Origin of the sequence: Ralstonia mannitolilytica (assembly GCF_000954135.1) — a bacterium.
In the GTDB taxonomy this organism is placed as follows: domain Bacteria; phylum Pseudomonadota; class Gammaproteobacteria; order Burkholderiales; family Burkholderiaceae; genus Ralstonia; species Ralstonia mannitolilytica.
Genome location: NZ_CP010800.1, coordinates 1042702 through 1068845, shown reverse-complemented (window position 1 = coordinate 1068845; position 26144 = coordinate 1042702). Strand labels below are relative to the sequence as shown.

At 66.7% G+C, this 26144-nt stretch carries 17 protein-coding genes; 11 read left to right on the top strand and 6 right to left on the bottom strand.

All coding sequences use genetic code 11. The features are described from left to right. The first annotated feature begins 32 nt into the window (after positions 1 to 32). The 4 genes from TK49_RS21380 (at position 33) to TK49_RS21365 (ending at position 8644) form a co-directional block, all read left to right on the top strand. On the top strand, positions 33 to 3167 hold the full coding sequence (locus TK49_RS21380; protein WP_045219843.1) for an MdtB/MuxB family multidrug efflux RND transporter permease subunit: 3135 nt from the start codon (positions 33 to 35) through the stop codon (positions 3165 to 3167). Then, positions 3164 to 6265, top strand: a complete 3102-nt coding sequence (locus tag TK49_RS21375) for a multidrug efflux RND transporter permease subunit (protein ID WP_045219841.1) — start codon at positions 3164 to 3166, stop codon at positions 6263 to 6265. Before TK49_RS21380 ends, TK49_RS21375 begins: the two co-directional genes overlap by 4 nt. A 1-nt stretch (position 6266) precedes the next feature. After that, complete coding sequence (locus TK49_RS21370) at positions 6267 to 7775, top strand: efflux transporter outer membrane subunit (protein WP_045219839.1); 1509 nt, start codon at positions 6267 to 6269, stop codon at positions 7773 to 7775. A 305-nt stretch (positions 7776 to 8080) separates the two neighbouring features. Further along, on the top strand, positions 8081 to 8644 hold the full coding sequence (locus tag TK49_RS21365; RefSeq protein ID WP_045219837.1) for an acyloxyacyl hydrolase: 564 nt from the start codon (positions 8081 to 8083) through the stop codon (positions 8642 to 8644). Positions 8645 to 8708: 64 nt separating this feature from the next. On the opposite strand, the gene TK49_RS21360 is transcribed toward TK49_RS21365, so the two are convergent. Continuing rightward, entirely contained in the window at positions 8709 to 10076 is a 1368-nt protein-coding gene (locus TK49_RS21360; RefSeq protein WP_045219835.1) for a sensor domain-containing diguanylate cyclase, read from the bottom strand. Between the two features lie 644 nt (positions 10077 to 10720). Here TK49_RS21360 and TK49_RS21355 point away from each other — a divergent pair. Beyond that, the gene (locus TK49_RS21355) at positions 10721 to 11203 is read left to right on the top strand and encodes a hypothetical protein (protein ID WP_045219834.1); all 483 of its coding nucleotides are present in this window, start codon (positions 10721 to 10723) and stop codon (positions 11201 to 11203) included. On the opposite strand, the gene TK49_RS21350 is transcribed toward TK49_RS21355, so the two are convergent. Beyond that, the gene (locus tag TK49_RS21350) at positions 11200 to 11718 is read right to left on the bottom strand and encodes a GtrA family protein (protein WP_045219832.1); all 519 of its coding nucleotides are present in this window, start codon (positions 11716 to 11718) and stop codon (positions 11200 to 11202) included. The two genes, TK49_RS21355 and TK49_RS21350, sit on opposite strands and share 4 nt — an antisense overlap. Positions 11719 to 11845: 127 nt before the next feature. Between TK49_RS21350 and TK49_RS21345 the strand changes: the two genes are divergently transcribed. Both TK49_RS21345 and TK49_RS21340 read left to right on the top strand, forming a co-directional pair. After that, on the top strand, positions 11846 to 12751 hold the full coding sequence (locus TK49_RS21345; RefSeq protein WP_045219830.1) for a flagellar brake protein: 906 nt from the start codon (positions 11846 to 11848) through the stop codon (positions 12749 to 12751). A gap of 224 nt (positions 12752 to 12975) precedes the next feature. Further along, the gene (locus tag TK49_RS21340; RefSeq protein WP_045219828.1) at positions 12976 to 14388 is read left to right on the top strand and encodes a bifunctional diguanylate cyclase/phosphodiesterase; all 1413 of its coding nucleotides are present in this window, start codon (positions 12976 to 12978) and stop codon (positions 14386 to 14388) included. Between the two features lie 9 nt (positions 14389 to 14397). Here the strand turns inward: TK49_RS21340 and TK49_RS21335 are convergent, their stop codons facing one another. Further along, the gene (locus TK49_RS21335; RefSeq protein WP_045219826.1) at positions 14398 to 15972 is read right to left on the bottom strand and encodes a methyl-accepting chemotaxis protein; all 1575 of its coding nucleotides are present in this window, start codon (positions 15970 to 15972) and stop codon (positions 14398 to 14400) included. Between the two features lie 297 nt (positions 15973 to 16269). Between TK49_RS21335 and TK49_RS21330 the strand changes: the two genes are divergently transcribed. Then, complete coding sequence (locus TK49_RS21330) at positions 16270 to 16410, top strand: entericidin A/B family lipoprotein (RefSeq protein WP_045219824.1); 141 nt, start codon at positions 16270 to 16272, stop codon at positions 16408 to 16410. A 102-nt stretch (positions 16411 to 16512) separates the two neighbouring features. Here the strand turns inward: TK49_RS21330 and TK49_RS21325 are convergent, their stop codons facing one another. Beyond that, entirely contained in the window at positions 16513 to 18234 is a 1722-nt protein-coding gene (locus TK49_RS21325) for a phospholipase D family protein (protein WP_045219822.1), read from the bottom strand. 185 nt (positions 18235 to 18419) lie between these two features. Between TK49_RS21325 and cls the strand changes: the two genes are divergently transcribed. Both cls and TK49_RS21315 read left to right on the top strand, forming a co-directional pair. After that, positions 18420 to 19853 carry a cardiolipin synthase gene (cls, locus tag TK49_RS21320; protein ID WP_045219820.1) on the top strand — a complete coding sequence of 478 codons (1434 nt, stop codon included), beginning with the start codon at positions 18420 to 18422 and terminating at the stop codon, positions 19851 to 19853. 90 nt (positions 19854 to 19943) lie between these two features. Then, positions 19944 to 21212, top strand: coding sequence for an MFS transporter (locus tag TK49_RS21315; protein WP_045219818.1), 1269 nt, complete (start codon positions 19944 to 19946; stop codon positions 21210 to 21212). 12 nt (positions 21213 to 21224) lie between these two features. On the opposite strand, the gene TK49_RS21310 is transcribed toward TK49_RS21315, so the two are convergent. Both TK49_RS21310 and TK49_RS21305 read right to left on the bottom strand, forming a co-directional pair. Next, positions 21225 to 22592, bottom strand: coding sequence for an MATE family efflux transporter (locus TK49_RS21310; RefSeq protein WP_045220472.1), 1368 nt, complete (start codon positions 22590 to 22592; stop codon positions 21225 to 21227). Between the two features lie 71 nt (positions 22593 to 22663). Then, positions 22664 to 23275: a DUF2239 family protein gene (locus tag TK49_RS21305; RefSeq protein ID WP_045219815.1), complete on the bottom strand. Its 612-nt coding sequence runs from the start codon at positions 23273 to 23275 to the stop codon at positions 22664 to 22666. Between the two features lie 285 nt (positions 23276 to 23560). Here TK49_RS21305 and TK49_RS21300 point away from each other — a divergent pair, with 285 nt between their 5' ends. Continuing rightward, on the top strand, positions 23561 to 26143 hold the full coding sequence (locus TK49_RS21300) for a type VI secretion system Vgr family protein (RefSeq protein ID WP_045220470.1): 2583 nt from the start codon (positions 23561 to 23563) through the stop codon (positions 26141 to 26143). Position 26144: the final 1 nt, after the last annotated feature.

The window sequence follows — 26144 nt, the reverse complement described above, 5'->3', positions numbered from 1 at the left end:
TATCCGCCTGACGACGTCTTCTCCGAGCTGGCATGAACCCCTCCCGAATCTTCATCCTCCGGCCCGTGGCGACCACCCTGCTGATGGTGGCCATCCTGCTGTCGGGCCTGGTGGCGTACCGGATGCTGCCGCTCTCCGCCCTGCCCGAGGTCGACTACCCGACCATCCAGGTGACGACGCTATACCCCGGCGCCAGCCCGGACGTGACGACGTCGTCCATCACGGCGCCGCTGGAGCGCCAGTTCGGCCAGATGCCGGGGCTCAAGCAGATGACGTCGTCGAGCTCGGGCGGCGCGTCGGTGATCACGCTGCAATTCGACCTGTCGCTTTCGCTCGACATCGCCGAGCAGGAAGTGCAGGCGGCCATCAACGCGGCCGGCAACCTGCTGCCGAACGACCTGCCGATGCCGCCGATCTACAGCAAGGTCAATCCGGCCGATGCGCCGATCCTCACGCTGGCGATCACCTCCAGGACGATGCCGTTGCCCAAGCTCGAAGACCTGGTCGACACGCGCATCGCGCAGAAGCTCTCTCAGCTGCCGGGCATCGGGCTCGTCAGCATCAGCGGCGGCCAGCGGCCGGCTGTGCGCATCCAGGCGAATACGTCGGCGCTTGCCGCGCTCGGGCTGTCGATCGACGACATCCGCACCGCCATCGGCACCGCCAACGTGAACGGCGCGAAGGGCAGCTTCGACGGCCCGATGCGCGCCTCCACCATCGACGCCAACGACCAGCTCCGCTCCGCCGCCGAGTACGGCAAGATGATCGTCGCCTACAAGAACGGCGCGCCCATCCGCCTGACCGACGTGGCACAGATCGTCGACGGCGCCGAGAACACCAAGCTCGCGGCGTGGGCCAACACCACACCGGCCATCATCCTGAACGTGCAGCGCCAGCCCGGCGCCAACGTGATCGAGGTTGTCAACCGCGCCAAGGCACTGCTGCCCACACTCAAGGACACCCTGCCCGGCAACGTGGAGGTGTCGCTGCTGACCGACCGCACCACCACCATCCGGGCATCCGTCTCCGACGTGCAGTTCGAGCTGATGCTGGCCATCGCGCTGGTGGTGATGGTGATCTTCCTGTTCCTGCGCAATGTGCCGGCCACGGTCATTCCGGCGGTGGCGGTGCCGCTGTCCCTGGTGGGCACGTTCGGCGTGATGTACCTGGCCGGCTTCTCGATCAACAACCTGACGCTGATGGCGCTGACCATTGCCACGGGCTTCGTGGTGGACGACGCCATCGTCATGATCGAGAACATCGCCCGCTACATCGAAGACGGCGATCCGCCCATGGAAGCCGCGCTCAAGGGTGCCAAGCAGATCGGCTTCACCATCATCTCGCTCACGTTCTCGCTGATTGCCGTGCTGATTCCGCTGCTGTTCATGGGTGACGTGGTCGGGCGCCTGTTCCGCGAGTTCGCGATCACGCTGGCGGTGTCGATCCTGATTTCGGCCGTGGTGTCGCTCACGCTCACGCCGATGATGTGCGCACGGTTGCTCAGGCACATTCCCGAGGCCGAGCAGTCGCGCTTCTACCACGCCGCGGGAGCGTTCTTCGACCGCGTCATCGCACGATACGGGCGCATGCTCGAGTGGGTGCTGGATCGCCAGAAGACCACGCTGCTGGTGGCGATCGGCACCTTGGTGCTGACGGGCCTGCTGTATGTGGTGGTGCCCAAGGGCTTCTTTCCGGTGCAGGACACGGGCGTGATCCAGGGCATTTCGGATGCCTCGCAGTCGATCTCGTTCTCGGCGATGGCCGAGCGCCAGCAGAAGCTCGCCGAGGTGGTGCTGAAAGACCCGGCGGTGGAGAGCCTCTCGTCGTTCATCGGCGTGGATGGGGTCAACACCACGCTCAACAGCGGCCGCATGCTGATCAACCTGAAGCCGAAGGATGAGCGCGACGCCAACGCCAGCGAGGTCATCCAGCGGCTGCAGCCCGAACTCGCCAAGGTGGCCGGCATCCAGCTGTACATGCAGCCGGTGCAGGATCTGACGATCGAAGACCGCGTGAGCCGCACGCAGTACCAGTTCACGGTAGAAGATCCGGACCCGAACAACCTGTCGAAATGGGTGCCCAGGCTGGTGGAACGCCTGCAGCAGACGCGCGAGCTGCGCGACGTGGCGAGCGACCTGCAGGACAACGGCCTGCGGGCCTACGTGCAGGTCGACCGCGACAAGGCGGCCGTCTACGGCATCACGATGGCCACGATCGACAGTGCGCTCTACAGCGCGTACGGCCAGCGCCTGGTGTCGACGATCTTCACGCAATCGAACCAGTACCGCGTGGTGCTGGAGGCCGATCCGAAGATGCAGCTCGGCCCGCATTCGCTATACGACCTGCATGTGCCGTCCAGCAGCGGGCAGCAGGTGCCGCTGGGCGCCTTTGCCACGGTGGTGGAGCAGCCCGGCTCGCTGGTGGTGAACCATCAGGGCCAGTTCCCGGCCGCGACGATCTCCTTCAACCTCGCGCCCGGTTCATCGCTGGGCGCGGCGGTGGACACCATCAACGCGGTGGAGCAGGAGCTCGGCCTGCCGGCCAGCATGCAGACGAGCTTCCAGGGTGCGGCACTGGCATTCCGTGCGTCGCTGTCCAACCAGTTGTGGCTGATCCTGGCGGCGGTGATCACGATGTACATCGTGCTGGGCGTGCTGTACGAGAGCACGATCCACCCGGTGACGATCCTGTCCACGCTGCCCTCAGCGGGGGTGGGCGCGCTGCTTTCCCTGCTGCTGTCGGGCAAGGACCTGGGCATCATCGCGATCATCGGCATCGTGCTGCTGATCGGGATCGTCAAGAAGAACGCGATCATGATGATCGACTTCGCGCTGGAGGCCGAGCGCGAGCAAGGCATGACCCCGCGCGATGCGATCTACCAGGCGTGCCTGCTGCGCTTCCGGCCGATTCTCATGACGACGATGGCGGCCCTGCTCGGCGCGCTGCCGCTGATGCTCGGCACGGGCGTCGGTTCGGAGCTGCGCCAGCCGCTGGGGATCACGATGGTGGGCGGCCTGCTGGTCAGCCAGGTGCTGACGCTCTTTACCACGCCCGTCATCTACCTGGCGTTCGACCGCCTCGGCCATCGCCTGCGTGACTGGCGCGCGCGCCGCTCGCCGGGCAGCCACGGCGCACCGGATGCGAACCGACCTGGCGGGCAACCATGAACCTGTCCGCCACCTTCATCGCGCGGCCGGTTGCCACGGCGCTGCTGACCATCGGCGTGGCCCTCGCCGGCATGGCGGCGTTCCGCCTGCTGCCGGTGTCGCCCCTGCCGCAGGTGGATTTTCCGACCATCTCCGTCAGCGCGTCGCTGCCCGGCGCCAGCCCCGAGACGATGGCTGCCACCGTGGCCACGCCGCTGGAGCGCTCGCTGGGCCGCATCGCGGGCATCACGGAGATGACGTCGTCGAGCTCGCTGGGCTCGTCGCGCATCACGCTGCAGTTCGACCTGTCGCGCGATATCGACGGCGCCGCGCGCGACGTGCAGGCTGCCATCAATGCCTCGCGCAGCCTGCTGCCTTCGGGGCTACCGAGCAATCCAACCTATCGCAAGGTCAACCCGGCCGATGCGCCGATCATGATCCTGGGGTTGACATCCGACACCATGTCGCGCGGCCAGCTGTACGACGCGGCGTCGACGATCCTTGCGCAGAAGCTCTCGCAGATCAACGGCGTGGGCCAGGTCAACATCGGCGGCGCATCGCTGCCGGCGGTGCGTGTGGAGCTGAACCCGACGGCGCTGAACAAGTACGGCATCTCGATGGAGACCGTGCGCACCGTCATCGCCAGCACCAACGCAAACAAGCCCAAGGGCATGCTGGAATCGGGCGACCGCGTGTGGACGATCTACGCCAACGACCAGGCGAAGAAGGCCGCCGAATACCGGCCACTCGTCATCGCCTGGCGCAACGGCTCGCCGGTGCGGCTGTCGGACGTGGCCGAAGTGACCGACAGCGTGCAGGACATCCGCAACTATGGCTCGGCCAACGGCAAGCCGTCGGTGCTGCTCATCATCAGCCGGCAGCCGGGCGCCAACATCATCGACACGGTCGATCGCATCAACGACGTGCTGCCCTATCTGCGCAACACCATCCCCGCGCAGATCAACCTCGACGTGATGATGGACCGCACGCCCACCATCCGCGCCTCGCTCAAGGATGTGGAACGCACGCTGGTGCTCTCGATCGCGCTGGTGATCATGGTGGTGTTCCTGTTCCTGCGCAACCTGCGGGCCACGCTCATCCCGAGCGTGGCGGTGCCGGTCTCGCTCATCGGCACGTTCGGGGTGATGTACCTGTGCGGCTACAGCCTCGACAACCTGTCGCTCATGGCGCTGACCGTCGCGACAGGCTTTGTGGTGGACGACGCCATCGTGGTACTGGAGAACGTCTCGCGCCATATCGAGAACGGCATGCGGCCCATGCAGGCAGCGCTCAAGGGCGCACGCGAGGTGGGCTTCACGGTGGTCTCGATGAGCTTCTCGCTGATCGCCGTGTTCATCCCGCTGCTGATGATGGGCGGCATCGTCGGGCGGCTGTTCCGCGAATTTGCCGTCACGCTGTCGGTGGCCATCCTGGTGTCGCTGGTGATCTCGCTCACCACCACGCCGATGATGTGCGCACGCCTGCTCAAGCCCGCCGCCGAGCAGGAGCACGGCTGGTTCCACCGCAAGACCGAAGGCTTCTTCACGTTCCTGCTCGACATGTACCGCAGCTCGCTCGCGTGGGCGCTGCGCCATCGCTGGCTGACGCTGCTGATCCTGCTTGCCACGGTGTGCCTGAACGTGTACCTGTACATCATCGTGCCGAAGGGATTCTTCCCCCAGCAGGACACGGGCCGTGTGATGGGCTTCATCCAGGCGGACCAGGCCATCTCGTTCCAGGCCATGCGCACCAAGCTGACGGATTTCATCCACATCGTCCAGCAGGACCCGGCGGTGGAAAACGTGGTCGGCTTCACGGGCGGCTCGCAGCGCAACAGCGGCTCGATGTTCATCCAGCTCAAGCCGCTGGCCGAGCGCAAGATTTCCGCCGACCAGGTCATCAACCGCCTGCGCGGCAAGCTTGCGCGCGAGCCCGGGGCGAGCCTCTTCCTGCAGGCGGTGCAGGACATCCGCGTTGGGGGGCGCGCCAGCAACGCGCAGTATCAGTACACGCTGCAGGCCGACAACCTCGATGAGTTGCGCACATGGGAGCCGAAGATCAAGCAGGCGCTCTCGCAGGTGAAGTCGCTCGCCGATGTGAACACCGACGCCCAGGACAAGGGCCTGCAGACGTCGCTGGTCATCGACCGTGACAAGGCCAAGGCGCTCGGCATCAACCCGAGCGATGTCGACAACGCACTGAACAACGCCTTCGGCCAGCGCCAGATCTCGACGATCTACAATCCGCTCAACCAGTACCGCGTGGTGATAGAAGCCGCGCCGCAGTACTGGCAGAACCCCGACGGCCTGCGCGACATCTACCTCATCACCTCGACCGGCGCGCAGGTGCCGCTGTCGACCTTCTCGCATTACGAGCCGACCAACACGCCACTGGCGGTCAACCACCAGGGCCAGTTCGCGGCCAGCACGATCTCGTTCAACCTGGCGCCGGGCGCGTCGCTGTCGGGCGCCACGCGCGACATCCAGGACGCCATGAACCGCATCGGCGTGCCGATCACGGTGCACGGCAGTTTCCAGGGCACCGCCAAGGCGTTCCAGGATTCGCTCTCAAGCCAGCCGGTGCTGATCCTGTTTGCGCTCATCACGATCTACATCGTGCTGGGCGTCCTGTACGAGAGCTACGTGCACCCGATCACCATCCTCTCGACGCTGCCTTCGGCCGGTGTGGGGGCGCTGCTGGCGCTGATCATTACGGACACGGATTTCTCGATCATCGCGCTGATCGGCGTGATCCTGCTCATCGGCATCGTGAAGAAGAACGCGATCATGATGATCGACTTCGCGCTGGAGGCCGAGCGCAGCCAGGGCATGAGCCCCGCGGACGCCATCTTCCACGCCTGCGTGCTGCGCTTCCGGCCGATCCTGATGACGACGATGGCCGCGCTGCTGGGCGCCCTGCCCCTGGCGCTGGGCCACGGCGACGGTGCGGAGTTGCGCACGCCGCTGGGCATCTCCATCGTGGGCGGGCTGCTGGTCAGCCAGATCCTCACGCTCTACACCACGCCGGTCGTCTACCTGGCGCTCGACCGGCTGCGCCTGCGCCGTGCCGGGCGCAGCAAGGACGCACCGTTGCCCGCACTGGATTCGCAAGGAAGCTGATATGAAAAGAGGCCACCAAGCCCTCCGCACCCCGTTGCTCGCGCTGGCTGCGTGCGCGCTTGTCTCTGCCTGCGCGGTGGGCCCCGACTACAAGCGCCCCGACGCGGAAGTCCCGCAGCAATACAAGGAAGCCGGCGACTGGAAGGTCGCCAGCCCCAACGACGCCATCGCGCGCGGCAAGTGGTGGGAGATCTTCAACGACCCGCAGCTGAATGCGCTGGAAGAACAGGTGGCCGCCGCCAACCAGAACATCCTCGTGGCCGAAGCGCAGTACCGGCAGGCCCAGGCGCTGGTGCAATCGGCGCGAGCCTCGTTCTTCCCAACGCTGGGCGCCAGCGCGTCGGCCACGCGCAGCCGCTCGGTGCGCACAACGGTGAACCCGGACGGCAGCCTGTCGACCGGCAACCCGAGCCTGCTGAACTCGCAGAGCCTGTCGCTGGACGCAAGCTGGGAGCTGGACCTGTGGGGCCGCATCCGCCGATCGGTGGAGTCCAACAGGGCCAGCGCCGAAGCGAGCGCAGGCGACCTGGCTTCTGCGCTGCTCTCGGCCCAGGCCACGCTTGCGCAGAATTATTTTCAATTGCGTGTCACGGATACCCAGAAGGCGGTGCTGCAACGCACGGTGGCCGACTACGAACGGTTCCTGAAGCTCACGCAAAACCAGTACGCCGTGGGCGTCGCGCAGCGCTCGGACGTGCTGACCGCGCAGACGCAACTGAAGCAGGCGCAGGCGCTGCTGCTCGATGCCGAGGTCACGCGCGCGCAGCTCGAGCACGCCATCGCCGTGCTGATCGGCAAGCCGCCCGCGGAGTTCTCGCTGGCGCCGACGACTGCGGCCACCGTGTACGACCTGCCCGCACTGCCTGACATTCCGCTGGAGATTCCGTCGGCCGTGCTGGAGCGCCGGCCCGACATTGCCGCGGCCGAGCGCCGCATGGCTGCGGCCAATGCGCAGATCGGCGTAGCCAAGGCCGCCTACTTCCCCACACTGACGCTGGGGGCATCTGCTGGGCTGGCCGCCAACACGCTGTCGCGCCTGGCCACGCTGCCGAGCCGCGTCTGGTCGATCGGGCCCTCGCTGGCGGCGACGCTGTTCGATGCGGGGGCGCGTTCGGCGGCCGTCGACAAGGCCGGCGCGGCCTACGACGCGGCTGTCGCGACGTATCGGCAAACCGTGCTGGGCGCCTTCCAGGACGTGGAGGACAACCTCGCCGCGCTGCGCTGGCAGGCCCGCGAGTTCGACGCCCAGGCCGATGCCGTCAAGGCGGCGCAGGAAGCCGCGCAGCTCGACCTGAACCGCTACCGCGCCGGCACGATCAGCTTCCTGGAGGTGATCACCGCGCAAGCCACGGCCTACAACGCCGAGCGCACGCTGCTCACGCTGCAAGGCAAGCGCTATTCGGCCGCGGTGCTGCTGGTCAAGGCGCTCGGCGGCGGCTGGCACGGCGAAGTGCCCGTGGTCGGCCAGGCGGCGATGCGGCCCGCTGCCTCGGCACCAGCCGCGCAGTAACGCGCTCCGTGTTCCCGGTGGCCGACGATATTTCGCCGCCGGCAATATCCCCTTGTGCGTAAGCACGCACGCAGTCCGATCGTTCCCCCTATAATCGTCGGAATTTGCTTCAGGCTGCCCTGATCGCGTGGGCATGCCGTGCGGGGCCGGGCGCGCAAATTGCTTCGCCCGGTGCCTTGCAGGTGTGTCGCCGTGCCATCCTGACCGTCTGTTTGCCTGCCGCCATGTCCGCCGCGCGCGTGGTTGGCCGACCCTGTTGCCTGGACCCACGCGCGCGGCTCAATTGATTTCTGGCGCTCTCTCTGATGATCCGATCCGCAATTTCCCGCCCCGCCAAGCTGCTGGCCGCCGCGCTCGGCGCCGCTACGCTCTTCGCCGCCGTGCCTGCCCAGGCCGACCCGTCCGTGCGCGTGATCTACGGCAAGGACAACCGCCACGGCATCGAGAAGTACGGCGTCGATATCGATTTCGACTCCGGTTTCCACTGGGGCAACCCGCAAGGCTGGTTCGTGAACCTGGACTGGGAGGTCGCGCTCGGCCAATGGCGCTCGACGCAGGGCACCAACCGCCAGAACCTGACCGAATTCGGCGTGACGCCGCTGTTCCGCATCGAAAAGCGCGGCAGCTCGTGGGTGCCGTTCGTGGAAGTGGGCATCGGCCCGCGCCTGCTGTCGCACACGCGCACGTCGGATGAGCACAACTTCAGCACGGCCTTCCAGTTCTCCGACATGATCGGCGTGGGCGTCGCCTTTGGCAGCAAGCAGCAGTTCCAGGTCGGCTATCGCTTCGAGCACCTGTCGAACGCCTCGATCAAGCGTCCGAACCCGGGGACGGACCTGAACGAGCTGTACCTGCGCTACACGTTCTGAACGGCTTCACCCCGAAGAAGACGGCCTGCCATTGCGGCGGGCCGTTTTGTTTTGCGCGCCGTGCTCAGCGCGCGCCGGCCTCGCCGTCGACATCGCGATCGCGATCACGGCCGCGCTCGCGCGATCGCATGCCCATCAGCCGCTCGTAATTGAGCGAGGCATGAAAGCCGAAGCCATTGCCGCCCGCGCGCTTGACTTCGTACATGGCCGCATCGGCATTGCGGATCAGCGTCTGCGCGTCGCGGCCGTCTGCGGGGTACAGCGCCACACCGGCGCTCACGCCCATCGACAGCACGTGGCCCTCCACGCGAAACGGCGTCTGCAACTGCTCGATCAGGCGTTCAATCGTCTGCGTGACGTCCTGCCGCGTGGCGCAATGCGTGAGGATAGCCACGAATTCGTCGCCGCCCAGGCGCGCCACCGTATCCGACGCACGCAGGGCGCTGCGCAGGCGCATTGCCGTGGCCTTGAGCACGAGGTCTCCCACGGCGTGGCCGTATTCGTCGTTGACGGGCTTGAACCGGTCCAGGTCGATGAAGACCACGGCCACCTGGCTGCGTGCGCGGCGTGCGGCCTGGATGGCAACGAACAGCCGGTCGCGCAGCAGGCGCGCGTTGGGAAGGTCGGTCAGCGGGTCATGCAGCGCCAGATGGTGCGCCTGGTCGAGTGCGGCGCGCCGCTTGGTGACGTCGAGCAGCGTGCCGCTCACACGCGTGGCCACGCCGCGCGCATCGCGCTCGGTCACGCGGCCGCGCGCCGCCACCCAGATCCACTGGCCGTGGCGGGCCCGCATGCGCTGCTCGACTTCAAAACTGTCTGCATCGCCACGCAGGTGCCGGTAAATGCGGCGCACGCTCAGCACGGCGTCCTGCGGATGCACCATCGCAAACCATGCATCCGGATCGGTGGGAAGGTCGGCCGGCTCGTAGCCCAGCATGTCGGCGGTGCGGCGGTTGAACGAGACGTGTCGCGCGCGCGTGGACCAGTCGAACGTACCCAGCCCCGCGCCGTCGAGCACATAGGCAAGACGCTGCTCCGATGCCCGCAGCGCCTCCAGCGCCAGGCGCCGCGCCGTCACATCCTGAAGCTGCACGATGAGGTGGCTGCCGCCGCTCCCGGTGTCGGTGCGCGCCACGGCGAGATCGGCCTGCACCCAGACGGTGCTGCCGTCCTGGCGCACCAGGCGGGTTTCCATCGAAAGCGCCTCGCGCTCGCCCGCGAGCAGCGCCTGCACACCGCGCCGCGTCCGCTCTGCATGGTCCGGATGGCAGAGGTCGAACAGCGCGCGCGAGCGCAGTGCCTGCGCTTCGTGGCCCGTCAGCGCGCACAGCGCACGATTGACGTCGAGGAAGCGACCCTCCGGCGCGCACAGGCCGATCCCTATCGGCGAATGTTCGATCGCAGCCTTGTACAAGTGGTGGTCCTCAAGCATGGCGATGCAGTTTCGCGAATGCGGCAGTCCAGGGAGCGACTGGCGTGATGGCCGTCCCGTCGCCGGGCTCCACGGTGCAATGGTTTGCGTGGGCTGGATGCGGCGGTGGTCGGCGGAGGTCCCCGTAACCGGTCTCGTAGTCTGCCGGGCCCGTTGACGGCTGGCGGTGGACAGACCTGTCGCGCGCAACCCATGCGCGCGAATCGAGGCGGACTATAGAAGCCGCGAGTTAACGGGGCAATCCCTTCCCGCGAGGGGCACAGATGCAGCATGCCCTCGAGTACAAGTCGACGCGAAGGAAACGCGCCCCGCGTCATCCCCGTCAGCGTTTTGTTGATGCCGATTGTCGGCAGGCGCCCGGCGGTCCCAGACGTGCGGCAACTGTACACCGCCGGCTCATCGGGCGGCAGCTAACCTTTCGGCTAGGTACGCAGACCCCCACGGTGGCAGCCGTTTGCCGCAGGCCGCGCCGCGCACACGGCTATGCGGATGTCTGCAGTTCGAAACAAGGCCACGGACGCTCCTCCGGACGCACGAAACGCTGCCACGACCGGCTGACTCCGTTACTATTCTTGAAAATCGCCTCGGGGGGGCGAGTCCAACACGGCGAGCCGCGGCACCAACACGCGGTTGCAGGAGGTCGTATGGAATTGAGCTTCGTTGCCCCCGGCACGCAAACGCACCGCTATGCCCTCAAGCTGGCGGGTCTGCCCGAAAGCACCCCGCCCGTCGATCCGGCCTGGATCGACGATGCCCTGACCGCCGCCGTGCGCGTGTTCGATGCACATCGCGTCCATTTTGCCGACGCCTATTTCGCCTACCGCGCGCGTGATGCGGCGCAGCGTTCCCACCGAACGGAGCACGGCCCCGCGCGCAGGCGGGTCGGCGGAGACCTGCACGACGACACACCGCTGCTCGCGGATACGTTTGCGATCGCGCAACTGGCGGCGCTCGTCTCGCTGGAAGCGGCAGGCCTGGCCGATGTGATCGACGTGCATCTCGTGGTGGAGCGTTTGCCCGATGACGACGGGCCCGGTACGCCCGCGACCCGCATCGATGACGTCATGTTGGCCACCGGCAGCCCGGCGATCCGGCCGACGGCCCGCCGCCCCGCCAGCCAGCACTAGGCATCCGGCTGCCTGCCGCGCGCGCGCCGCGGCGCGATGACCGGCTGCGGCTCGGTTGGCGCACCCACCGCCGCCGCATCGCGGAAAGTCCAGTGCCGGTGCACAAGAAAATTGAAGATCGCGGTGATGGCGGAGGCGAAGACCTGCGCGATGAGGTAGTACAGGCCGAGCCCCAGCCCGATCGCCATGATGGTGGCGTTGCAGCCCAGCGCCAGGAACGCGACGATCCCAAAGCGCACCATGGCGCCCATGTGGCCGCGCGTGCTGTTGAACACGGCCTGCCGGCTGATGAAGTAGTTCAATGTGGCGCCGAGCACGCTTCCCGTCACCGACGCCCGCCACGGCGAGACGCCTGCCTGCACGAGCCCGAAGAGCACCACGTAGTGGACCAATGTCGCGCCGAAGCCGATCACGACGTAGCGTGTGAACTGCTCCACCGCTGCCCAGAAATGCCGTCGATGGCCCATCGCCGCGCCAGCCCCATTCACGTTGGAATCGCCATTGTGCTCGATCATGAGGGCGCCGCCGCAACCCGCGTGCCATACCGGCCGCCGGCACCGCAAGTGCGCTTAAAGTTGTGCAAGATTTGGCCGTATAGACACGTGGGGCGCCGCGCTACCGCGGGCTCCACGCTGTCTTGCCATGCTCGAACTTCAACCTCTCGACATTCCGCTAGCGATTCCCCTGCCGTGGCCGATGCTGGACGCCGACGGACAGCTGCTCGTCCCGAAGGGAGACGTCATCCATTCGCCGGAAGAGATCGAGCTGCTCTTCACGCTGCATCGCCCGCATCGCCAGGCCGAGGGCGCGCCGGCGGCCGCGCCTGCATTTCCGAACACGGCGTTTCCGAACACGCTCTTCCCGGACATGGGCGGCGACACCGAGGCCGAGCGTACGGTCGCCATGGAACTGCTGGGGCTGCGCCCCGGCGGCATGCTCACCGTGCGCCTCACGGCCGGCGCCGGCCACACCAAGGGCGCCGCACGCGTCATGGGTTACAGCCCTCAGCGCCACCTCCTGATCACCATGCCCACCGACAACGGCCGCACCGTCATGCCGGTCAAGGACGAGCTGGTGGAAATCCACGCGTTTTCGGGCGAAGGCATTGCGAGCTTCGAATGCACAGTGATGGCGGTATGCCGGATTCCGTTCGAGTACGTCGTGCTCTCGCCGCCGCGGCGCATCAAGAACCGCGCGTTGCGCAAATCGCTGCGCGTGCGCGCCAACGTGGTCGGCAAGATGCTCGTCAGCGGCGAGCCGCCGCGCATGATCCATATTTCCGACATCAGCACGACGGGCGCCTCGTTCCGTTCAGCGCACCGGTTGCACGTGAGTGGGGCGCCGGCGCGGCTGCGCTTCCGGGTGAAGACGCGTGACTATCACTCCGAGCTGGTGGCGGCCGCGCTCATCCGCAGCGAAAAGCCCGCAGACCTGCCCAATGTCTATCAATACGGCGTGGAGTTCATCGAGCTCGTCGCCGCGCAGAAGATGCTGCTGCAGTGCTTCATCTACGAGCAGTTGCTGTGGGGCGGCCAGCGCATGGTCTGAGCAAAGCGGCGCGATGTACACACGATTTGGATCAGCATTAAGCAACGTTAAAACGTTAAAAACACGCGTGAGGTTGGCGCGACAGCAGACGATGGACTGGCCCCCGAGCCGCGCTTTGGGCTTATGATCGCCGCAGGCCCGCTTGTCAGCCGCGACACAATCGCCAAAGCACAATCGGGCGCACGCATTTCCGCATCAAAGGTATTTGCAGGACGGCCCTATCTATGAATCGCGCAAGGTCTGCGCCATTGGGTCTGGACCCCATCTCCGGATTGCCGGACCGCGAACGATTCGTTCAATCGCTGGCAGCCATGCCGCGACCCGCACGCCGGGACGCGGTCGGCGCGTTGCTGCTGATCGGCTTTGACCATTTTGCCGAGGCGACGGCCACGCTCGGGCCGCTGGCCGCACGCGCGGTCATCGTGGAATGCGCAGCGCGCCTGCAGGCCTTGTGCCCGCCGGGGGCACAAGGCGCGCCGGTGGTTGGTCGCGTGGGTGCAGAAACGTTTGCCATTGCCTCGGCCGAGTTCGACTCCGCGCAGGACGTGCACGACCTCGCACGGCGCATCTCGGCAGCGCTCGCGCGGCCCTTCATCACACACGGCTATGAACTCGTGTGCTCGTGCAGCATCGGCATGACGCTGTTCGACAGCACGCCATACGATGCGGCGCGCCTGATCGAACAGGCTGACCGCGCCCTCTACGGGGTTCAGCACGGCAGGCAACAAAGCCCCGCCCTCTACCCGCCGGCCGCAACGGCACAGCGCGGCAGCAACGACGCAGCCGCACCTGGCCGGCACGACCCCATGGCCGAACGCCCGCGGCTGGCAGCCCATGTCCGCCACGCGTTGGCTCGGCGCCAGTTCAGCCTGAACCTGCAGCCGCAGCTGAGCCTCGCCGACGGGAGCATCGTCGGCTATGAATTCCTGCTGCGCTGGATCTCGCCCGAGCTGGGCGGCGTGCCACCGGCGGATTTCCTGCCGATCCTGGAGCAGACCGGCGACATTCGCGAGGTGGGCCGCTGGGTACTCGACAACGCCGCGCAGATGCTCGCCGGCCTGCAACGCGAAGAGTCCGAGCGTGCACCGCACAGTGGCGCCCGGCGCCAGCCCGAGGTGCATGCGGCGGTCAACCTGTCGGCGGCGCAGTTGCTCGACCCGCAGTTGAGCGACGTCGTCCGCGACATTGCCGCGCGCCATGCGGTGCCGACCGGGCGGCTGGTCTTCGAGATTTCAGAACACGCGCTGCAGCCCGGTGCCAGCGCGGCGCGCGATGCCGTCGCGGCACTGCATGCGTGCGGTGCACGCGTGGCCGTCGAAGACTTCGGCGCCACGAGCTACAGCCTGGCGTGCCTTGAAACCTTCCGCCCCGACCAGGTCAAGCTCGATCAGGCCGTCGTGAGCGCCGTGGCCAATGCCGGTGATCACGCTGCCCTGCATCAGCTGGTGGCGGCCGCCCACGCCGCCGGCGTGCCCGTCACGGCCACGCGCGTGGAAACGGCTGCCCAGCTCGACGCGCTGCGCGCATGCCGTTGCGACGTGCTCCAGGGCTACCTGCTCTCACAGCCATTTCCGGCACGCTGGATCGACGATACACAAGACGTGATCGCCGAACGCGCGCGCGACCTCCTGCCCTGAACGCGGCCCCTACGCTTGCGCGTGGTCGACGCGGAAGACGGCCACCGCGCTGCGCAGCGCCTCCGCCTGTTCTTCGAGGGACTCTGCAGCGGCCGCGGCCTGCTCGACCAGCGCCGCATTCTGCTGGGTCACCTGGTCCATCTGCGTGACGGCCTGGTTGACCTGCTCGATCCCGCTGCTCTGCTCTTCCGACGCCGCGCTGATCTCGCCCATGATGTCGGTCACGCGCTTGACGGCGACGACCACCTCGTCGATCACGCTGCCGGCCTCGGCCACCAGCGTGGTGCCGTTCTGCACGCGGCCGACCGAATCGCTGATGAGCTCCTTGATCTCCTTGGCCGCCGTCGCGCTGCGCTGCGCGAGGCTGCGCACCTCGCCGGCCACGACGGCAAAGCCGCGGCCCTGCTCTCCGGCGCGGGCGGCCTCCACGGCAGCGTTCAACGCAAGGATGTTGGTCTGGAAGGCAATGCCCTCGATCACGCCGATGATGTCGGCGATCCGGCGGCTGCTCTCGTCGATACCGGCCATGGTCTCCACGACGCGGCCGACGACCTCCCCGCCCTTGGCGGCGATGCCTGACGCATTGACCGCCAGCGCGCTGGCCTGACGCGCGTTATCGGCGTTCTGTTTGACGATGCTGGTCAGCTCTTCCATGCTCGACGCCGTTTCTTCCAGCGACGAGGCCTGCTGTTCGGTCCGCTGCGACAGGTCGGCATTGCCCGCGGCGATCTGCTTGGTGGCGCTCGCAATGGAGTCCGACCCCGTCCGCACCTGCCCGATGATCCGCTGCAGGCTTGCCTGCATCTGCGACACGGCGTGCATCAGGCGCGCGGTCTCATCGCGGCGGCCGGCGGCGGTCTGCCCTTCCACGCGCGTGGCAAGGTCGCCTGCGGCCATGCGCTCGAACACCTGGATGGCGCGCTCCAACGGGCGCACCACGGTGCGACCCAGCACGCCGCGCGCCACCACCGAGAGCAACAGCGCGGCCGCCAGCAGCCCGCCCGAAATCCAGATGCTCATGGTGTAGCGCGACTGCGAGCGGTCGAACCGCGCCTGGCCATAGGCAAACCTCGCCTTGACCAGCGGGGCGAGCGCCACGTCATAGGCCTTGAACAGTTGCGGCACCTGCGTCGTGTTCAGATCTCGGTAAGTGGTGAGGTCGCTGCGCTCAAGCGCGGCGATGGCGGGCTCCAGCGCGGTCTTGACGAACCTGCTGCGCGCGGCATCGGCCGCCTGCAGCTGGGCGCGGTCAGCCTCGGGCACGGGCAGCTTCATGAATTCGGCCCAGGCGGCGTTGGCCGAATCGACCATGCCGTGCGCATCGGCAAGCAGCTTCTTGAGCTCCTCCGGGGACGAAACCGAATCGAAGTTCGTCAGGTGAATGCGCGCCCACAGCAGATTGATCGTGTCCTTGGCCAGCAGGTCCAGCCCCTTGGCGTCTTCCAGATACACCGCGCGCAGATCGGCGTTGGTCGCCCGCCCGGACGCGATGCCGGCCGCGCCCACCACTGCAATCATCAAAGCAAATGCGGCCACCAGGATCGTCAGCCGCGTCCGAATGCTCGTATCCATCCACTTCCACATATGTCGTTTCCCTTGCTTGGTTCGGCCGTCCGGTACTGTCGTGCTCCCCTGCCTGCAGCACGGCGTGGGCGATCCGGGTTCACTCCTGAAAGGTTCTAACGGCAGCGTCGGACAGAAATGGAGGGCCGGCGCCTGAATGTCTCGGATGTGGCGGCCGTGATACCCGGACTGTAAAAAAGATGCCCCGGGCGCACCCCGCCGGCGTGGGGTGGCTCTAGAATGCACGTTGCGCCATCCCGTGGGATGGCAATCACGCGAAACCGTGCGGTATGCCGCACTGCTCTCAAGGGGATCGAGATGAAGACACTGATCGCACTGCTGGCCCTGGGCTGCGTTGTCCTGGCGGGCTGCAACACGATGGCCGGCATGGGCAAGGACATCCAAACGGGCGGCCAGAAGCTGGAAAGCGCTGCCGATAGCACCAAGCAGAAGATGTAATGGGGCCAACCCCGAAGGCCAATCCCGCCTGAATAAGAAAACGCCGCGCATTGCGGCGTTTTTCTTTGGCCACGCCCCGCATCGGTTGACCGGGCGGTGGGCCTAAAGCAATTCCTCCGGCGTAAACGGCGCCAGCATCTGGATCCATGCCCGACGCCCGAAACCCACGTCGGGCTCGTGGTCGACGGAGACCTCCTTGCCGTTCTGGTGAGTGGTCCACCGCAGATGGCCGTCCACCTGGGTCACGCGGTAGGCACTGTCGCCGATGGAGTCGTCGAACAGCTTGGCGACCGCCTGCGCGAGCACCGGGCTGCGGATGATCAACCCGGTCTCGGTATTGAGTGCAATGGAGCGCGGGTCGATGTTCATCGAGCCGACGAACAGCGTGTTGCGGTCGATGATGATCGACTTCACATGCAGGCTCGCCTGGGACGAACGGAACGAACCGACCGCCTTCGGGCGATCGCCGAGCGTCGGGCGCAGTTCGTACAGCTCGACGCCGCTGTCGAGCAGCGCGCTGCGGTATTTCGCATAGCCCACGTGGACGATGGGCGCATCGGTGGCGGCCAGGGAGTTGGTCAGCACGCGCAGCCGCACGCCGCGCTCCCGCAGATGCCGGATCACGTCCACGCCGGCTTTGCCGGGTACGAAATACGGCGAGATCAGGGCCACCTCGCTCTTCGCTTCGTCAATGAGGTGCAGCAGGGTCTGGGCGAGGCGCTCGCCGCCCGGTTCCACCTTTTCGCCGGAAACCTTGGCCGGGCGATCGACAATGACCTGCGCCGGCACCCACTCCAGGCGCAGCCGGCGGCGCGCGATCTGATCGGCCAGGAACCAGTCCCGCAGCGCAGGGCGAAGGGGCAGCGGCTCAGTCGGCGTCGGGTGGGCCAGATCCGTCTCGTTGCGCATGCGCTGCTGCTCGACGTCGGCCACGCTGCGTGCGGATTCCTGCGGACCCGAGCCGAAATCGAGGGGCGCAGTCGGTACGTCGATATGCCGCGGCGGGCCTTCCGGTGTGCGGGCGGCCGGCACGGGCGGCGGATAGTTGCCGTCCTTCTGCTCGGGCGGATGCGCGTTGCTGGGTTCGGGCGCCAGCGCCTGGACCGGATAGGCGAATTCGCTGTTCCAGTACGAATCGAACGCAGCCGACAACTGCCGCACCGCAGGCCCCGCCGCCAGCACGTCGAGGTCGACGAAGTTCGTGTTCTTGTCCTGCGTGAAATACTCCGCGCCGAGATTGCGGCCGCCCGTGACCGCCAGCGCGTTGTCGGCAATGAAGGCCTTGTTGTGCATGCGACGGTTGACACGGCGGAACTCGGCCGCGCCGCTCAGGTAGCGCGTCACGTTCGACATGCGCCCGCCCGGAAACGGGTTGAACAGCCGCACGTCGATGTTCTTGTGCGAGGAGAACTTCAGGAACGCCACGTCGCGCCCGTCGCTGTGCAGATCGTCGACCAGCATGCGCACGCGCACGCCGCGCTCGGCGGCGGCGAGCACATGGCGCATCAGCTCACGCACGCTGTTGTCGCTTTCGATGATGAAGTACTGCAGATCCAGCGTGCGCTCGGCACGGTCGGCCAGCGTGAGCAGCGTGGCGTAGGCCTCCTCGCCCGAGGCGATCAACCGGAACCCCGACACGTCGGGCGACGGCGCATTGGCCTGCACGAGGCGCCCCAGCGAGGTGGCGGGCGCCGGGGCGGCCAGCGCCGTCGTCACGGGCCGGTCGACATGGTCTGGCAGGCTTGCACAGGCGGCCAGCAGCACGACGAGCCAGGCGAACCAGCCGCGCGAATGCTGCACAAGGAGTCTCGGAAGCGGTTGCATGATCGTCCTGATGGTTGTCGTCGCTGCTCGACAGGACGGCAACGGCACATCAGCAAGCGGCATGCCGGCCGTCCCCGATGCGGCGAGCCTACGCCAACCGGGCGGGGCGGAAATATCCGTGTTTGTCCGACGCCACCTGGGCCATGTCAAAATGACTCAGGGTGGGCTTTACTCTGCTGCTTCTGATGCTGACCAATACCACGGCGTTCGCCGCCTTCATTTTTGTCATGCACTGCGTGGGCGTGCTCGCCGCCGTGCACGCGGTGCTGACGGTGCGCACATCGCAGGGCGCCATTGCGTGGGCCATTTCGCTGGTCACGCTGCCCGAGTTCACGCTGATTCCGTATCTGATCTTCGGACGTAGCACGTTCGCCGGCTACGTGGATGCGCGGCGCTTCAACAATGCGCGCATGCGCGAGATCACCCTGTCGGACGACTGGCGCCGCCTGCGCGACCATGAATCGTGCGTGGTCGTGCCGCAACATGCCTGCATGCAGGCCCTGCCCCGGCTCACGGGCATGCCGTGCCTGTCGCACAACCGGGTGCGGCTGCTCGTCAACGGCGCGGAGACGTTCGAAGCCATCTTCGCGGCCATCGCCCAGGCGCAGCGGGTGCTGATCGTGCAGTTCTTCATCGTGCATGACGACGCGCTCGGCCGCCGCCTGGCCGAACTGCTTGTCGAACGGGCCCGCGCCGGCGTGCGCGTGTACTTCCTGTTCGATCGCATCGGCTGCCATGCCCTGCCCCGCCACTACGTGCAGCGGCTGACGGAGGGCGGCGTGCTCGCCAAGCCGTTCTCCACGCACGCCGGGTTCGTCAACCGGTTCCAGCTCAACTTCCGCAACCACCGCAAGCTCGTGGTGGTGGACGGTGAACGCGCGTACGTGGGCGGCCACAACGTCGGTATCGAATACCTGGGCGAGAAGCCGCCGCTGGCGCCGTGGCGCGACACGCATATCGAGATAGTCGGCGCGGCCGTGATGGACCTGCAGCTGACTTTTGCCGAAGACTGGTACTGGGCCGCGCGCGAAGTGCCGCAGCTGATCGTGCCTGAGCTGCGCCCCGATGAGGACATGGTCTGCCAGGTCGTCGCCAGCGGCCCGGCCGACAAACAGGAAACCTGCTCGCTGTTCTTCATGGAGGCCATCCAGTCGGCGCGCAAGCGGTTGTGGATCACCACGCCGTACTTCATTCCCGACGAGGCGGTGTTTGCCGCGCTGCGCCTGGCCGTATTGCGTGGCGTGGACGTGCGCATCCTCATCCCGTCGCGGCCGGACCACCGCGTGGTGTTCCTGGCCTCCACCCTGTATGCATACCAGGCCATCCGCGCGGGCGTGAAGATCTACCGCTACCTGCCGGGCTTCCTGCACCAGAAAGTCGTGCTCATCGACGACGATGCCGCCGCCGTGGGCAGCGCGAACCTCGACAACCGCTCGTTCCGCCTGAACTTCGAGCTCATGATCATGACGGCCGACGCGCGCTTCGCCAACGACGTGGCCCAGATGCTCGAAGCCGATTTCGGCCAGGCCACGCGCGTCGGCCGCGACGAATACGAGCACGCGCATCCGCTGCGCCGCGTGATCATGCACGTCGCCAAGCTGTTCGCGCCGATCCTGTAGCCCCCCCCGGCCGAATTTGGCAGCAAGAAGCGGAGCGCATCCCCGCGTCGACATCCGTAGCCTGAAGCGAACGTCTTCAGGAGAAGCGCGATGTCCGAGTCCTTTGCCAAGCCGCTGCCGGCGGGCTTCAACCGGCTGGCCGGTTCGAACCTGGCGGCACAATCCGCCGAGCAGATTGCGCTGGCCGCCATGCCGATGGTGGCGGTGCTCGCGCTGCACGCCGACGCCAGTACGGCGAGCTGGCTGCAAGTGGCCCTGACGCTGCCGTTCGTGCTGTTTGCCATTCCGATTGGCATGCTGGCCGACCGCTGGCCAAAACGCGCGCTGATGGCCAGCGCAGAAGCAGTGCGGGCGATGGCGTTGCTTGCAGTCGCCGGGCTGCTGGCGGCCGGGCTGCTGAATCTGCCGATGCTCGGCTTGCTCGGGTTTGTCGCGGTGTGCGGCACGGTGGTGTTCAGCGTGGCGGCGCCCGCGCTGATGCCATCGCTCGTGCCATCCGCCATGCTCTCACGCGCCAACGGGCGCATCGAACTTGCCCGCACGGTGGCGTTTGCCTGCGGGCCGGCGATCGGCGGCGCGCTGATCGGTTGGACGGGGGCCACGGCGGCGTTCCTGCTGGCCGCAGGACTATCTGCGGTGGCGGCCGTGCTGCTGCGGGGTGTGGCGTCGCCTGCGCCGGACGCACGGCGTGCATCGCATCCGCTGCAGGACATCGCGGAAGGCGCGCGCTTTGTGTTCCGTCATCCGTTGCTGCGCCCGGTGTTTGCCACGCAGTTCCTCTTCACCACGGCCATCTTCATGGTGTTTGCGATCTTCGTGCCATATGCCGCGCATCGGCTCGGGCTGTCGGCGCAGGCGATCGGATTCACACTGGCGATGTACGGCGCCGGCATGGTGGTCGGCGCGCTGCTGGCCGCGCGCATCCTGGCGCGCTGGCGTTTCGGCCATGTCGTGGCAACGGGCCCGGTCTGCGGGTTGGCCGGCGGCGTGTTGCTCGCGGCCACGCTGTGGCAGCCGTGGCCCGCACTGGCCCACGCGGGGTTCTTCCTGCTGGGCTGTGGGCCGATCCTGTGGGTGGTCAGCACAACGACGCTGCGGCAGACCGTGACGCCGCCCGCGCTGCTGGCACGCGTCTCGGCGGTGAACGTGATGTCGTATGGGGCGCGGCCGCTGGGCGCTGCGCTGGCCGCGTGGCTGGCGGCGCGGGCCGGCATGGGCGCTTGCCTGGTGGCGGCACTTGCGGGCTTCGCGCTGCAGTTGCTGTGCATCCTGCAGTCGCCCGCGGTGCGGCTGTTGCGTCAGCCGACGGCCGCCGATGCGGACATGGCGTTCGGGCCGACGCGCGGCGAGCCAGCCTGAACGCCCATCGCTTTACACCATGCGGCGAATGCCAAACCGCTGCGCGCGGCGGCGCCAAACGAACCCGTAGTACGCGCCCTGCATGACGAACATGGCGATGAACGCCGCCGGATACGCTGCCCAGATGCCGTCCGTGCCGATGTGGCGGCTCAACGCCCAGGCCACCGGCACCTCTACCGCCACGATGGCCAGGATCGAGATGGCCGTGGGCGCCATCACGGTGCCGCTTGCACGCATCACACCTGAGAAGACACTCGCCATGCCGAAGATGACCGAGCTCCACAGCGAGATATGCAGCAGGCTCTGCGCGAGGTCCATCACTTCGGTATTCGTGGTGAACCATCCGATGACGGCGCGCGAGAACAGCAGCGCCATCACCACCATCAGCCCCGTGACCGCCACGTTCAGCCACAGCCCGGTGCGCGTGATGGCATCGAGCCGTTCGGTGTTGCCGGAGCCGATGGCCTGTGCCCCGAGGATCGACGCCGTGATCGCAATCGACATGGCCGGAAACTGCACGTAGCTGATGATCTGCGTGCCGGCCCCGTAAGCCGCCGTGGCATCGGAGCCGAAGCCGTTGACGAGCGATAGCAGGGCCAGCTCCGCAATCGAGATCACCACGAGCTGGATGCCCGTCGGCACGCCGATCTTCAGCACCGTGCGCAACACGGCAAAGTCGATCCACAGATGGCGCGCCAGGGCGGCATCCGGCGCGAGCGGATGATTGCGCCGGCGCAGGAAGAACCCAAGCCACGCGAGCGCCACCAGGAACGCAATCGTCGTCGCCACGGCGCCGCTGGCAACGCCAAGTTGCGGCAGGCCAAACCAGCCACGGATGAACGACGGCGTCAGGACCAGCCCGATGGCCGTGGACAGCAGCAGCGTGCGCAACGGCGTGCGCGTGTCACCCACGCCGCGCATCATGGCCGTGGCGAGCAGGAAGACGAACAGCCCCGGCATGGCATACAGCATGACGCTGGCATAGAGCGTCGCGTCGCCCAGGATGTCGGCCGGCGTGCCAAGCCGGCGCAGCAGCGCATGCGCGAACGGCCCACCCAGCAGCGCCACCACCGCGCCGGCGACCAGCCCCACCGACAGCGTGGTGCCCGCCACGGTCTTTACCGCGTCAGGCTTCTTCGCGCCCCACGCCTGCCCGATCAGCACCGCCGCGCCCGAGCCCAGCCCGATGACAAACGCGATGAAGAAAAACAGGATCGGGAAGAACGCCGATACCGCCGCCAACGCCTTCACGCCCAGCATGTGGCCGACGTACACGTTGTTTAGCGTGCCCGACAGCGATTGCAGGATGTTCGCCACGATGAGCGGCCCCAGAAATGCAACGAAGGTCCGCCACAGCGGGCGCGCATTCGCCGCGGGCACGGGCGCCACGGGCGACTGCTGGCCGCTCGCGGGCGTGCCCTCGTCGGTGGCGCGGGGGCCGTTCTGACTGGTCATGCTGCCTCCTCGTGTGAAGCCCATGCAGCCTGCGCCAGCTGGCGCGCGAAATCCCGCACGTCGGCCGGCCACGGCTGGGTGAGTGATTGGAATGCGCCCGCGTCGAGCGCGAACAGCGCGCGTGTGGCCTCTTCAAAGCCTGGCGCATTGCCGGCCATGGCCGACATGAAGCGATAGGCAGCTTCCTGCGCGATGCGGCGGCGATCCACCCCTTCGGTAGCGCGGCGAGCGTCTTCCACGAGCTTGCGCAGCGTCACCGACGCCCCGCCCGGCTGGGCGGCAAGCCAGGCCCAGTGGCGCGGCAGCAAGGTCACCTCGCGGGCAATCACGCCCAGCCTTGGGCGGCCAGGGCCGCGTGGGCGACTTTCGGATTCGCCGGGTTCGGCGGCTGGGGCGGCCTGATCCAGGCGCGCAAGCACGTCTTCAACGGTGCCGCGCAGGTCGAGTTCCACCGGCTGTGCGCTGGTGTTGTCGAACACCAGCACCTGCGATTCGGGGTGCGCGTCGAGATGAATCTTGACGGCCCGGGCGACGTCGCGGACGGGCCCGCCGGCCAAGCGCTGCGTGCCGGCAAATGCCGTGCACATCACAGCTGGAGTGGGATGCATGAACTGGCTCCATAAAAACATTGGAACCAATTCTATCCGGGTTAAATGACATCAGCAATATCCCCCGGGTAAAAAGTGGATTTAGGCGCGAGCAGGTGTCCGTACACGGGTAGACCACCGCCGGCCAATGCACCGGCCAGATCCGAGCATTGCGTCAAGTTTCGTCAATTCCGTTCCGGTAGCGCGACAGAGCCATGAGCATGTCCCCTCTTGACCTCTACTGGGAGACCGCTCGTGAGTCAAAACCTCGCTCGCATCAACCGCCCCGCGAACGCACGCAACGCCATCCCTCGACCCGGTCCGCACCGCACAGTCAAAGCCACGAGTGCCGCGATTCCGGAATTGCTCGGAGTGCCGCAGTTGGAGTTCGTGCGCGTGAGTGGGCGGGAAGCCCTGAGCGAGCTGTTCACCTACACGGTCGACCTGCGCCCTGTCTCCATGGCCGCCGCTCAGGCGATGCTCGAATCGGATTTGGACGACGCCATCGGCCTGGAGATGACCTTATCCATTGAACTGGACGGCATCGGCACTGGCCTGCTGGGCGGCATTGGCGCCGGTGAGCGCCACATCACCGGCCTCATCACCGGCGCCGAGGTGATCGGCGGCATCTCCGACAACCGCCTTTACCGCTACACCCTGCGCCCTTGGCTCTGGCTCGCCACCCAGACCGCCGACTACAAATCGTTCCAGAACAAAAGCGTCATCGACATCCTCGATGAAGTGTTGGCCGACTACACCTTCAGCGTCGACAAACGCCTGGACGAAAGCGTCTTCCCCAAACTCGAATGGGAAGTCCAGCACGGCGAGACCGACGCCCACTTCATCCAGCGCCTAACCGAAGAATGGGGCATCACCTACTTCTTCGAGCACGACGGCGGCCACCACCGCCTCGTCCTCGTGTCCGAATCGGGTGCCTGGCGTAAATTCCCCAGCCCCGCATATCACACCCTGCCGATCTACCCACAGGGCTTCAAGGTCGACGAAGAACATCTCACCCGGTTTGAACCCATCAACCGCGTGCGCACGGGCAAGGTCACCCTCAAGGACTACGACCCGCGCCAGCCCAAGGCCGATCTGACCACCGGCGACAGCCTGCCGCGCGACACTCGGTTCTCCGAGTTCGAACGCTACGAATACGAACCGGGTACCTACACAAGCCGAGACATCGGCAGCCAGCGCGCCCGCATCCGCATGGAGGAGCGCCGTGCCAAGGGACGCCGCGTGCGTGGTGCTGGCGCACTACGTGGCATTGCCGCGGGCTGTACCTACCAGATCGCCAACCACGACAAGGACGACCTCAACCGGGAATTCCTCGTCATCAGCACCGAATTGGAGCTCGAAGACGTTGGCGTTCAATCTGGCAGCACCCAGCGCTACGCCTGCCACGTCCGCTTTGAAGCCCACCCGACCGATGAAGTCTTCCGCCCGCCGCTGACCACTGCAAAGCCGCGCGTCAAGGGCATCCAGCGTGCCGTCGTCACCGGTCCCGAGAATCAGGAAGTCTGGACCAACGACTTTGGCTGCGTCAAAGTCCAGTTCGAATGGGACCGCTACGGCCAGTACAACGAACATTCCTCGCCGTGGATCCGCGTCGCCAATGGTTGGTCCGGGGACCAGTTTGGCGCCATGCATGTCCCGCGCATCGGGCAGGAAGTCTTGGTCGACTTCCTCAACGGTGACCCGAATACGCCGATCATCATCGGGCGGGTGCCGAACCAGCTCAATCTGCCGCCGTGGCAGCTTCCCGGCCAGCATGCGCTGTCTGGCATTGCCAGCAAGGAACTGTTCGGGAAGCGGCGCAACCACCTGCTGATGGACGACACGCAGGGCCAGATCCAGGCGCAGCTGTCATCGGACCACCAGGCCAGCCAGCTCAACCTGGGCTATCTGACAGGTGTGCCCGGCCACCCCGGGCGCAAGGACCAACGAGGTGAGGGTTTCGAGCTGCGCACCGATGGGCATGGGGCTATCCGGGGTGCCAAAGGTCTGTTCCTCACCACCGAAGGACAGGTTGCTGCCGTGGGCGGCCACCTCGACCGGCAAGCGTTCATTCGCTGCATGGAGGCTGCGCTCGAAGCGGCGAAATCCCTGGGCGACTACAGCAGCCAGCATGAGGCCCTGAAAACCGACGCCGATCCGCAATCCACTCTCACGAAAGCCATTGAGGAGTGGGATGCCGGGGCCAACAACCACAAGGACCAGCCGGGCCAGGGTGGTCAACCCGTGCTAGGCGCCTACGCTCCGGCAGGTATCGGCTTGGCCACGCCCGAGAGCCTGACCAGCTATGCCGGCCAGCACATCGACACCGTCTCCAAGCTGAACCAGCAGCAAACGGCGGGGCAGCAATACGTCGTCAACGCCGGCACCGGCATCAGCCTGTTTGCCCACAGCGGTGAATGGAAGGGCATCGCCCATCAGGGGCAACTCGTGTTGCAGGCGCAGCAGAAGAGCATCACTGCCAATGCCAGGCAGGACGTGGTCGTTACTGCCACGGATGGCTCCGTCCTCCTCAATGCCAAGACGGGTATCACGCTCATGAGCGGCAACGCGGGGATCCGGATTGCGGATGGAAAGGTTGAGGCCTTTGGGCCCTCGCTCATCCACCTGCATACAGGCAACTTTGATGTGCCAGGGGCACAGGGCATTGATGGAGCGCTGCCGCAGTTTGAGTCGGGCGACACCAAGCGCAGCTTTGCGCTGGTGCGCGAGATCGATGGCGAACCGATTTCCAGCACCGCATACACCTTGACCACTGCCGATGGCAGCGTGGTTGGCAAGGGTGTTGCCGCGAATGGCGTCACCCCGGAATCAACCTTGCAGCAGATCGAGCACCTGCAAGCCGCCTTCAAGCTTCCCAAACTGTTCTGAG

Bases quoted from the DNA above. Each gene is read 5' to 3' on its own strand.
- TK49_RS21380 (WP_045219843.1), top strand. From the start codon at position 33: ATGAACCCCTCCCGAATCTTCATCCTCCGGCCCGTGGCGACCACCCTG.
- TK49_RS21375 (WP_045219841.1), top strand. From the start codon at position 3,164: ATGAACCTGTCCGCCACCTTCATCGCGCGGCCGGTTGCCACGGCGCTG.
- TK49_RS21370 (WP_045219839.1), top strand. From the start codon at position 6,267: ATGAAAAGAGGCCACCAAGCCCTCCGCACCCCGTTGCTCGCGCTGGCT.
- TK49_RS21365 (WP_045219837.1), top strand. From the start codon at position 8,081: ATGATCCGATCCGCAATTTCCCGCCCCGCCAAGCTGCTGGCCGCCGCG.
- TK49_RS21360 (WP_045219835.1), bottom strand. From the start codon at position 10,076: ATGCTTGAGGACCACCACTTGTACAAGGCTGCGATCGAACATTCGCCG.
- TK49_RS21355 (WP_045219834.1), top strand. From the start codon at position 10,721: ATGGAATTGAGCTTCGTTGCCCCCGGCACGCAAACGCACCGCTATGCC.
- TK49_RS21350 (WP_045219832.1), bottom strand. From the start codon at position 11,718: ATGATCGAGCACAATGGCGATTCCAACGTGAATGGGGCTGGCGCGGCG.
- TK49_RS21345 (WP_045219830.1), top strand. From the start codon at position 11,846: ATGCTCGAACTTCAACCTCTCGACATTCCGCTAGCGATTCCCCTGCCG.
- TK49_RS21340 (WP_045219828.1), top strand. From the start codon at position 12,976: ATGAATCGCGCAAGGTCTGCGCCATTGGGTCTGGACCCCATCTCCGGA.
- TK49_RS21335 (WP_045219826.1), bottom strand. From the start codon at position 15,972: ATGTGGAAGTGGATGGATACGAGCATTCGGACGCGGCTGACGATCCTG.
- TK49_RS21330 (WP_045219824.1), top strand. From the start codon at position 16,270: ATGAAGACACTGATCGCACTGCTGGCCCTGGGCTGCGTTGTCCTGGCG.
- TK49_RS21325 (WP_045219822.1), bottom strand. From the start codon at position 18,234: ATGCAACCGCTTCCGAGACTCCTTGTGCAGCATTCGCGCGGCTGGTTC.
- cls (WP_045219820.1), top strand. From the start codon at position 18,420: ATGCTGACCAATACCACGGCGTTCGCCGCCTTCATTTTTGTCATGCAC.
- TK49_RS21315 (WP_045219818.1), top strand. From the start codon at position 19,944: ATGTCCGAGTCCTTTGCCAAGCCGCTGCCGGCGGGCTTCAACCGGCTG.
- TK49_RS21305 (WP_045219815.1), bottom strand. From the start codon at position 23,275: ATGCATCCCACTCCAGCTGTGATGTGCACGGCATTTGCCGGCACGCAG.